The 7,918-nt window shown below is 69.9% G+C and carries 8 protein-coding genes; 1 reads left to right on the top strand and 7 read right to left on the bottom strand.

Going from position 1 to position 7,918, the window contains the following annotated elements:
- Positions 1–106: 106 nt before the first annotated feature.
- The 3 genes from G3N92_RS27965 to G3N92_RS27955 form a co-directional block, all read right to left on the bottom strand.
- The gene (locus G3N92_RS27965) at positions 107–571 is read right to left on the bottom strand and encodes a nuclear transport factor 2 family protein (RefSeq protein ID WP_206130825.1); all 465 of its coding nucleotides are present in this window, start codon (positions 569–571) and stop codon (positions 107–109) included.
- A 188-nt stretch (positions 572–759) separates the two neighbouring features.
- On the bottom strand, positions 760–1,653 hold the full coding sequence (locus tag G3N92_RS27960; RefSeq protein WP_206130824.1) for an aldose 1-epimerase: 894 nt from the start codon (positions 1,651–1,653) through the stop codon (positions 760–762).
- 44 nt (positions 1,654–1,697) lie between these two features.
- Positions 1,698–3,293 (bottom strand): IclR family transcriptional regulator C-terminal domain-containing protein, encoded by a 1,596-nt coding sequence (locus G3N92_RS27955; RefSeq protein ID WP_206130823.1) that lies wholly within the window; start codon positions 3,291–3,293, stop codon positions 1,698–1,700.
- 156 nt (positions 3,294–3,449) lie between these two features.
- Here G3N92_RS27955 and G3N92_RS27950 point away from each other — a divergent pair, with 156 nt between their 5' ends.
- Positions 3,450–4,265, top strand: a complete 816-nt coding sequence (locus tag G3N92_RS27950) for a ribonuclease activity regulator RraA (RefSeq protein ID WP_206130822.1) — start codon at positions 3,450–3,452, stop codon at positions 4,263–4,265.
- Between the two features lie 258 nt (positions 4,266–4,523).
- Here G3N92_RS27950 and G3N92_RS27945 read toward each other — a convergent pair whose 3' ends face one another.
- From G3N92_RS27945 to G3N92_RS27930, 4 genes are all read right to left on the bottom strand, one after another.
- Entirely contained in the window at positions 4,524–4,712 is a 189-nt protein-coding gene (locus G3N92_RS27945; RefSeq protein WP_206130821.1) for a hypothetical protein, read from the bottom strand.
- Positions 4,713–4,923: 211 nt separating this feature from the next.
- Entirely contained in the window at positions 4,924–6,519 is a 1,596-nt protein-coding gene (locus tag G3N92_RS27940) for a histidine-type phosphatase (protein ID WP_206130820.1), read from the bottom strand.
- Between the two features lie 156 nt (positions 6,520–6,675).
- Complete coding sequence (locus G3N92_RS27935; RefSeq protein WP_206130819.1) at positions 6,676–6,873, bottom strand: hypothetical protein; 198 nt, start codon at positions 6,871–6,873, stop codon at positions 6,676–6,678.
- Between the two features lie 103 nt (positions 6,874–6,976).
- Positions 6,977–7,918, bottom strand: a 942-nt coding sequence (locus G3N92_RS27930) for an FUSC family protein (RefSeq protein ID WP_206130818.1), incomplete at its 5' end; no start/stop codon positions are given.

The raw sequence follows: 7,918 nt of genomic DNA, 5'->3' as shown, positions 1-7,918 counted from the left end.
GCGTGCGGCGTCGCGCCGTACACAGCCTGCGCGGCGGCGGTGCGTTCGGCGCCCGCGTCGATGGCGGCGAACGCGTCGGCCGCGGCATGGGAATCGAGCACCGCGCTCATGCCTTCACCTCCGTCTGCGCCTTCAGGTGGTAGCCGCGTCCTTCGTAGTCGAACTCGACGATCTCGTTGATCGCGACGCTCTTGTCGGCCGGCGAGGCGTAGTAGGCGCGGATTTCCTTGATGCGAACCGTTTCCGGGTCGAACACGTACCACTCGTCGCCGCGCAGCGCGGTGCCGAGCTTCGACTTCCAGTGCGTCCACTCGATCACGGCTTCGTCGGAGTTGTGCGAGACGAGGATCTTCTCGATGGTCCATTGCGAGCCGAGTTCGGCCACGCACCATTGCCACTTGCGCGCGATCGTATCGGCGCCGCGCCACGGAATGTCGGGCAGGCCGGCGGGGAAGTAGTGGACGGCGTCGGGCGTGAAGCAGGACACGAGCTTGTCGTAGTCGGCTTCGTTGCAGGCGTCGAAATAGCGGCGAATCAGCGCCGCATAGCGGTCGGGATCGATGTGGGCCATGAAAGGCTTGCCTCCTGATGGAAATCCGCGCGCGGGGCGCGTGGGCATGGGTCGCGTGGGATGCGATGCGTTTGCCCGTCAGTGTAGGAGTGCAAGTGACGCCTGCCTGCCCGGCCGGCGGCGGCGCGCCCCGGCGAGTTCCAGATGCTGGGACCCGCCGCTTTCGCCGGGTGCGGCGCGGCCGGATTTCAGCGCGCGGGCGCCCAGCGCAGCGCGGTGCGGGCCTGCAGCGCTTGCCCCGGCTCGAGCGTGGCGATGCCGGTGCCGGTCACGCCCTGGGCGGCCAGATTGAAGCCGTTCGCGACGTGGCTGACCGGCTCCAGGCAGACGAATTCGCGGCCGCGCGCGGCGTACACCACGAGGTGCGAAAGCGGCGCGTCGGCTTCCAGGTGCAGCGTGCCGGCGTCGCGTTCGATGCGCGCCGCACCGTCCCATTCGCTCGCGTAGATCGCGCAGTCGGCCGCCTGCCAGTCGCCGCGCGTCAGCGTGACGGCGTCGGGCGCGAGCGTGGTCGCGCCGGTCGGCACGAAGTGCGCGTCGAGCGTCCAGCGGCACGGCGCGCGGAACCGGACGCGGCTGCCGGCGTCGGTCGCGAGGAACGGATGCCAGCCGAGCCCGGCTGGCATCGTGTGCGTGCCGGTGTTCTGCAATGCGAACGAGACGGCGAGCGTCGCGCCGTGCAGTTCGAAGCGCATCCGCGCCTCGAACGCCCATGGCCAGTGCTCGCACGGCGCCTCGCGCAGCACCAGTTCCACGGCCTGCGCATCGTGTTCGGCCACGTCCCACGCGCGGCGCTGCGCGTGGCCGTGCAGCGTGTTCGGCAGATCGAGCGGGTGCGGCGCGAGCGCGTGCGTGACGCCGCCGAACGCGAGCCGTGCGCCGGCGATGCGGTTCGAATACGGCGCCAGCGGATACGCGCCCGCTTTCGGCCAGCCGTGTTCGGGGGCGTCCCAGGCGTCGAGCGGCACGACGAGATCGATGCCGTCGCGCGTGCGCAGGCGGCACAAGCGTGCGCCGAGATGCGGCGCGATGACGGCTTCGAGCGTGTCGTTGGCGAGGGTCAGGCGGGTGGGTTCGGTCATGGCGAAAGCGTGCTGAGGGTTGGGAGGCATGCGAGGAAGGCGGCTCACGCGTCGAAGCAGAGCCGCAGCAGATGGCCGGACAGCGGCGCGCTGGCCAGCGATTCGATCGGTTGATGATTGCGGTCGCTCGTGATGTAGAGCGAGGCGCGCGCCCCGCCGCCCACGTAGGCGAGGCCGGTGGGGGCGGCCACCGGCAAGCTGACGACGCGGTCGAGCGTGCCGTCCGCGGCGAAGCGCATCAGGCTCCAGCCGTCGCGCAGCGCGGCCCAGACGCCGCCCTGAGCGTCGAGCGCGACACCCGACAGCCGGCCCGAGCCGGGCGGCATCGCGGCGAAGCGGCGCACGGTGGACGCGCCGCGCTGCAGCACGTAGAGCGTGCCCGAGGCGGACGCCGCGGCGAATGCGGTCACGCCGTCGGCGGACCACGTGAGCGAATCGATCGTCTCGCCGAATTTCCAGACCGCCTCGAAGCGTTGCGCCTCGGTGACGAAGCCCAGATTGCCGTGGTTGCCGTGCTCGAACCAGGCCCACGTATGGCCGGCCGGATCGGTGGCGAGCAGGCGGATGTCGGGGTCGTTCCAGACGCTCGCGCCTTCGTGCACGGTGAGCGTGTCGTCGGCGGCCAGCACCAGATGGCGGCCCGCCTGGGCGATCAGCAGGCCTTCGGGGCGCAACTGCATGCCGCTGATCGGCGCGTCGAGCTGCTGGACGATGCGGTCGGCCGCGCCGTCGGCGGTGACGGTGCAGGCGCGCAGCGCGGGCGCGAGCGTGTCGGCCCAGTAGAGCGCGCCGCGCGCGGCCCACCACACCGGGTGCGCGCCGTGGAACGCCCAGGCGGTGCTCAGCGGCGCGACTTCGTCCGATTCCGCGCCGCGGCTTTCCGGGCGCAGTTGCATGCCCACGCGTCGCGCGGCTTCGGCCAGCTCCGGGCCGAGCAGTTCGAGCCGCGCCAGCGACATCCGGTAGGCCGGCCCGGCCACGCTGAGCGCGCCGCGCACCACGCCTTCGTTGTCGACGATCGGCGCGGCCACGCAGCGCACGCCGAGCACGATCTCCTCGTCGTCGATCGCATAGCCGCGCGTGGCGGTGATGCGCAGCTCGACCTGCAGGCGGCGCCGGTCGGTGATGGTGCGCGGCGTGAGCGCCGTCATCGTCACGCCGCGCAGCAGCGCGTCGCGTTCGTCGCGCGCCATGCGCGACAGGATCGCCTTGCCCTGGCCGGTGCAATACACCGGCTTGCTGCGCCCGAGCGCGGCGGCCGAGCGTTGCGAATGCGCGCCGTCGCAGCGCTCCAGCGAGATCACCTCGCTGCCGTCGAGCGCGGCCAGATAGGTGGTTTCGCCGGTCAGGTCGCGCAGCGTGCGCAGCTCGGGCGTGGCCGCCGCCACCAAGTCGGGCATCAGATAGGCATTGCGCACCAGTTCCAGATAACGGAACCCGAGCCGGTAGACGCGGTGGGTCGGATCGCGCCGCAGCAGGCCGTGCTCGATCAGCGTCGCGAGGATCCGGTAGAGCGTCGTCTTCGGCAGTCCTGCCTGTTCGAGTAATTCGGCGTTGGTCATGCCGTGCGGCGTCGCCCCCACCATTTCCAACACCGTCAGCGCCTTGGCGAGCGCGGCGGTTCCGTCTCCGATAGCCATATTTCCACCTTTTGGAATTCGTCGCGAAACCGGCCGTCAGGGCCTGTCCGACGTCCCGGACTTTAGCAGTAGGATCGGTTTCGTTGGAGACGTGGTGCTCCCCGGGTTCCAGCATGTGGAACCCGCGATGCTTTCCAGAACAGAAAAGGACGCAAGATGACACTTCATGCCTACGCCGAAGGCCTCGACCGCGAGGTCGATCGCGCCGTCGAAGTCAGCGACGACACGCTGGCCCGCCTCGCCAAGGTCAGCAGCGGCTCGCTGACGACGCAACTGTTCAAGCGCGGCTTCCGTCAGCCGGCGCTGGTCGGCCTGCGCGCCGTCAATCGCGACGTCAAGCCGTTCGCCGGCCGCGCGTTCACGATGCGCTTCATCCCGGCGCGCGAGGACATCGACACCTACGGCACGATGACCACCCGGCCGAACGGCGACAACCTGCAATGGCAGGGCATCGAACAGGTGCGCGAGGGCGACGTGCTGGTGATCGACAGCCGCGACGACCCGCGCGCGGCCTCGGCCGGCAACATCCTGGTGACGCGCCTGCTGGCGCGCGGCGCGCGCGCGATCGTGACCGACGGCGCGCTGCGCGACGGTTCCGAAATCGCGGCGATGCCGCTGCCGGCCTATGCGCGCGAGATCACGGCCACCACGCGCATTTCGTATCACCACGTGGCGGATCTGCAGGTGCCGGTGGGCTGCGCGGGCGTGGCGGTGTATCCGGGCGACGTGATCGTCGGCGACGCGGACGGCTTGACGGTGGTGCCGGCGCATCTGGCCGTGGAGCTGGCGGACGTGTGCGAGAAGCAGGACGACATCGAGCACTATCTGGCGATGCGCATCGCGGCGGGCGAGCCGCTGTGGGGCGTGTATCCGCCGAGCCAGCAGTCGTACGCCGATTACGAGGCCTGGGTGGCGGCGGGCCGCCCGGCGATCGAGCCGCTGGCGCGCGTGCGCGACGGTCAGGCAGGCTGAGCGGGAAACGCGCCAGATCGCGGCGGGCGAACGCCGGCCGCGTGCAAGGCAGGATGCATGACGGCAGGCCCGGTTGCGACCGGGCCTGCGTGCATTCGAGGCGGGAGCGAAGCCGAGTGGTGCGGGCGCATCGACATGCGCCCATCGGCTTGCGAGGGTTCGACGCACCCAAGCCGGGCGAAACCGCCCCGGCTACGGGTAGCGCCCGGCGCGCGGTTCAGGCGCGCGCCGGATTCGAACCAGAAAAAACGCTGGAATTCAGATGCGGCGGTCGCGGCGCGCCACCACGCGGGCCGGCACCGGGCCGCGCGCGTAGCTCATGGCGGCCTGCATCTGCAGTTGCGACTGAAGCTCGAACATCGCCCAGGCGCTGCGCAACGCTGCGCCGACTTTCGACAGGAACGAGGACTTGCGGGACGGGGTGCGGACTTGCTTGGCGCTCGACATGATCAATCCAAGAGAATTTGGGGTTAACACCTAGGTGTAAACCCGAATCTATGCCTGAGGCCGGCGGCTGTCAACGATTTCGATTCGACGGATCCTTCGGTTCGCGGAAGCGTTGCGAAAAAGCCGCGCCCGCCGCGGCGGAATCCACCGGGGCGGGCGCGAGGGTCGGATGTCACGCGATTCGGCGCGGCGCGGCAGGCCGCGCAGCCCGTCACAGATAGCCGTAGCAGGTCTTCAGCTTGGCGTAATCGTAGAAATGGCTCGTCGGCGCGAGCTTGGCGCCGTCGCAGGCGGCCTGGAAATCGGTCTCGCGCTCGTTGTAGAGCATCCGCACGGCCAGGCTCGCACCGTTGCGATACACGTCCCATTGCACGTTCGCCGCCATCGGCGACACCTGATCGCCGCGCCACGGGTTGTTGTCGTAGGTGTACGTCTGCGCGGCCGGCACCGGCACGAACACGTTCTTCAGGTTCATGACCGAGGCGAACGGGATGATCTCCTCGGCGTGCGTGAAGCGCAGCTTGGCGGCGTTGGTCAGGTCGCCCTTGGCGATCGCGTCGGTTTGCGCGAAGAAATCGTCGCGCAGGATCGTCGCCATCTTGTAGGTGACCGGGTTCGCTTCCTGCACGCCCGGGCCCTTCTGGTAGAAGTCGGCCGCGTCCTGCAGGTAGGCCAGGTAACGGGCCTGCGGCGCCGCGATGTACTTCTCCATCGTCACGCCGCCGGTTTCGGCCGTCATCGCCGGGGCGACCTGCAGCAGGTTGTAGAGCACGTTGACGGCGTCGACGGCCGTCTTGATGGTGGTCTTGCCGTCGCCCTTGAGCGTGTTGCTGAACAGCGCGTCGTTCGACGCGAACGTGTAGGTGCCGCTGTTCGCGAACGTGTAGCCGGTGGTGCCGAGCTTGGCCAGGAAGGCCGGCGTGACGAGCTTCGAGAGCACCGCCTGGGCGGCGTCGCTGGCGCCCGCCGACGCGTTGATGTCGGCCAGCTTGGCGGTGACGGTCGCGTCGGTCGAATAGGCCTGATAGGCGAGGCTGTCGCGGTAGGTGGCGTAGTTCGCGTCGGTCGTGGTGGTGACCAGATCGGTGGCGGCCTTCAGCGAATGGAAGTAGAGCAGGAAGCGGTTGGTGCCGGCCGGTTGCGCGACCGGCGCGCCTTCCGGATACGGCGCCGGGGCGGCCGGCAGCGTGATGGCGGCGCTCAGCGCGGGCTTGTTCGCGACCAGCGCGCCCGAGAAGTAGGTCGAGCTGTCGACCGCGCGATCCTGGCCGGAGTTGACCACCACCACCTTGCGCGAGCCGTCGAACAGCGCGGGCATGCGTTGCAGCAGGCGCGCGGCGAGCTGCTGGTGCTCGCGGATGCCGGCCTGCGTGAGGTTGCCGTAGCCCGGCGTCGAGATGCCCGACACGCCGTAACCGAGCAGCGCGTTGGCCTTCATCATCGTCAACGTGTCGGTCTTCAACTGCTTGCCGAGGTCGGTCAGCGCGCCGTCGGCGTCGGCCTTCAGCAGCATCGCGTAGATCGCGCCGTCGTACTTGAAGCTCGACAGCCCGCGCGAGCCGTGGCGCGCCACCAGTTCGGTGTAGACCGGCGCGTAGCCGGCGGGCGCGGCCTCGTAGGTGGCCGGGTCCTGCTGCGGCTGGTACGGCGTCTTGGTCTGGTAATAGGTGGGCGCGGCGGCCGTCACCGGGGTGGTGACCGGCGGGGTGGCCGGCGCAGCGGCCGTTTGCGGCGTGTCGTCGGAGCCGCAGGCGGCGAGGAAGCAGGCAAGGGCGACGCAGGTCGCGCGGGTCGTCAGGGCAGTCATGTTCGCGGGCGGGAGAAATTTCGAGCCGCGAGTGTCGCAGACGATTTTGACAGCGAAAAGTCAGAATTCCGAAAGAAGTTCGGAGGCGATTCGTCGGACTTGAACGGCCCGCTGCCTGTTTTCCCGTCGATACGCCTCGATCCGCATCACGCTCGATCAGCTGCCGAAATAGACGTTGCAGAAGCTGGCCGGGCCGACGCAGTCCGACTGCGTTTGCGCCGGCTGTTGCGGGGCGCGCTGCGCGCTGTGCGATTGCTGCCGCGCCGGTTGCGCGTTGCTCGAGGCGGCCTGGGCGTGGGCGGCAAAGGCGGCGGAAAGGGCGAGGGCGGCGATTGCCAGTTGCATCGGCTTCATGGTGGGTTCTCCTGAGGAAGTGCCGCGGTTGCGGCGTTGAGGTCACTATAGGAGCGCCCCGCCTCGGGATTAACCACCTGCCTTGGGCAGGATTCTTCCGGATTCAGGAGAGATCGGCGCGTCGGCGCGCGCGGTGCGGCCGGCGTCGCGCACGCACGAACGGCGCGTCGCGATCGAGCAGCGCGGCGCGGATGAAATGCAGCCCCACCAGCACGCGGCGCATGCGCCGGCTGTCGGCCGGTGCGGCCTCCCAGGCCGGGCGCGCGCGCAGGATCGCGCGAATCGCCAGTTCCACCGATCGTTGCATGCGCAACAGCTTGCGCGCGTCGGGCGCATCGAACAGGTCGGGCAGCATCGCCAGCATGTGCCGCACCGGGGCGAGCCAGCGCAGCGCGCCGGCCGCGCGCGCCGCGTCGAACGGTGTCAGCTCGCCGCGCAGGTCGATCACCGCATGGCCGATCTCCAGCGTCACGAACAGCCAGCGCAGGCTCGTGCGATGGCGCGCCGAACGCTTCATCAGCAGTTGCCGCAGGTGCGACGTCAGCTCGTGCGCGCCCGACTGGAAGCGCCCGTGCAGGCCGTCGAGCGGCGCTTCGCAGGCGAGCCGCACGCGCGCGCGCAGGTCGCGCTGGATCCGCTCGATCAGCCAGGGCATTTCGGTCGGGAAGATCACGGCGAACACCAGCGCGGCCGTCAGCATCGCGGCCACCACGGCGATGCCGTTGTTGAGCAGCAGGTCGGGCTGGTAGACGGTCACGTTGTCCGGCCCGGCCAGCAGGCAGAAGAACACGATATAGCCCACCCCATAGCCCGACAGCGTGGGCCGGGTGGTCACGAACACGCCGGCCGCCAGCAGCGGCGCGAGCGTCGCGCACAGCAGCGGGAAGCCGTCGATGTTCGGATACAGGTAGCACACCGCCAGGTAGCCCGCGAGCGTGGCCACGGCCGCGCCGGCGGCCATCTGCGCGACGAAGCGCGGCGCGCGCGGCGAGGTGGAGCTGAGCGCGCAGGCGATCGCGGCGGCGATGGTGGCGAGGCCGCCGCT

Origin of the sequence: Burkholderia sp. Ac-20379 (assembly GCF_017104645.1) — a bacterium.
Taxonomy (GTDB): Bacteria; Pseudomonadota; Gammaproteobacteria; order Burkholderiales; family Burkholderiaceae; genus Burkholderia.
Note: the sequence above shows the minus strand (reverse complement) of the source record. Positions and strands in the feature narration are given on the sequence as shown.

What these genes read in the sequence shown, in the direction of transcription:
- G3N92_RS27965 (WP_206130825.1), bottom strand. Translation starts at nt 571, where the DNA reads ATGGCCCACATCGATCCCGACCGCTATGCGGCGCTGATTCGCCGCTAT.
- G3N92_RS27960 (WP_206130824.1), bottom strand. Translation starts at nt 1,653, where the DNA reads ATGACCGAACCCACCCGCCTGACCCTCGCCAACGACACGCTCGAAGCC.
- G3N92_RS27955 (WP_206130823.1), bottom strand. Translation starts at nt 3,293, where the DNA reads ATGGCTATCGGAGACGGAACCGCCGCGCTCGCCAAGGCGCTGACGGTG.
- G3N92_RS27950 (WP_206130822.1), top strand. Translation starts at nt 3,450, where the DNA reads ATGACACTTCATGCCTACGCCGAAGGCCTCGACCGCGAGGTCGATCGC.
- G3N92_RS27945 (WP_206130821.1), bottom strand. Translation starts at nt 4,712, where the DNA reads ATGTCGAGCGCCAAGCAAGTCCGCACCCCGTCCCGCAAGTCCTCGTTC.
- G3N92_RS27940 (WP_206130820.1), bottom strand. Translation starts at nt 6,519, where the DNA reads ATGACTGCCCTGACGACCCGCGCGACCTGCGTCGCCCTTGCCTGCTTC.
- G3N92_RS27935 (WP_206130819.1), bottom strand. Translation starts at nt 6,873, where the DNA reads ATGAAGCCGATGCAACTGGCAATCGCCGCCCTCGCCCTTTCCGCCGCC.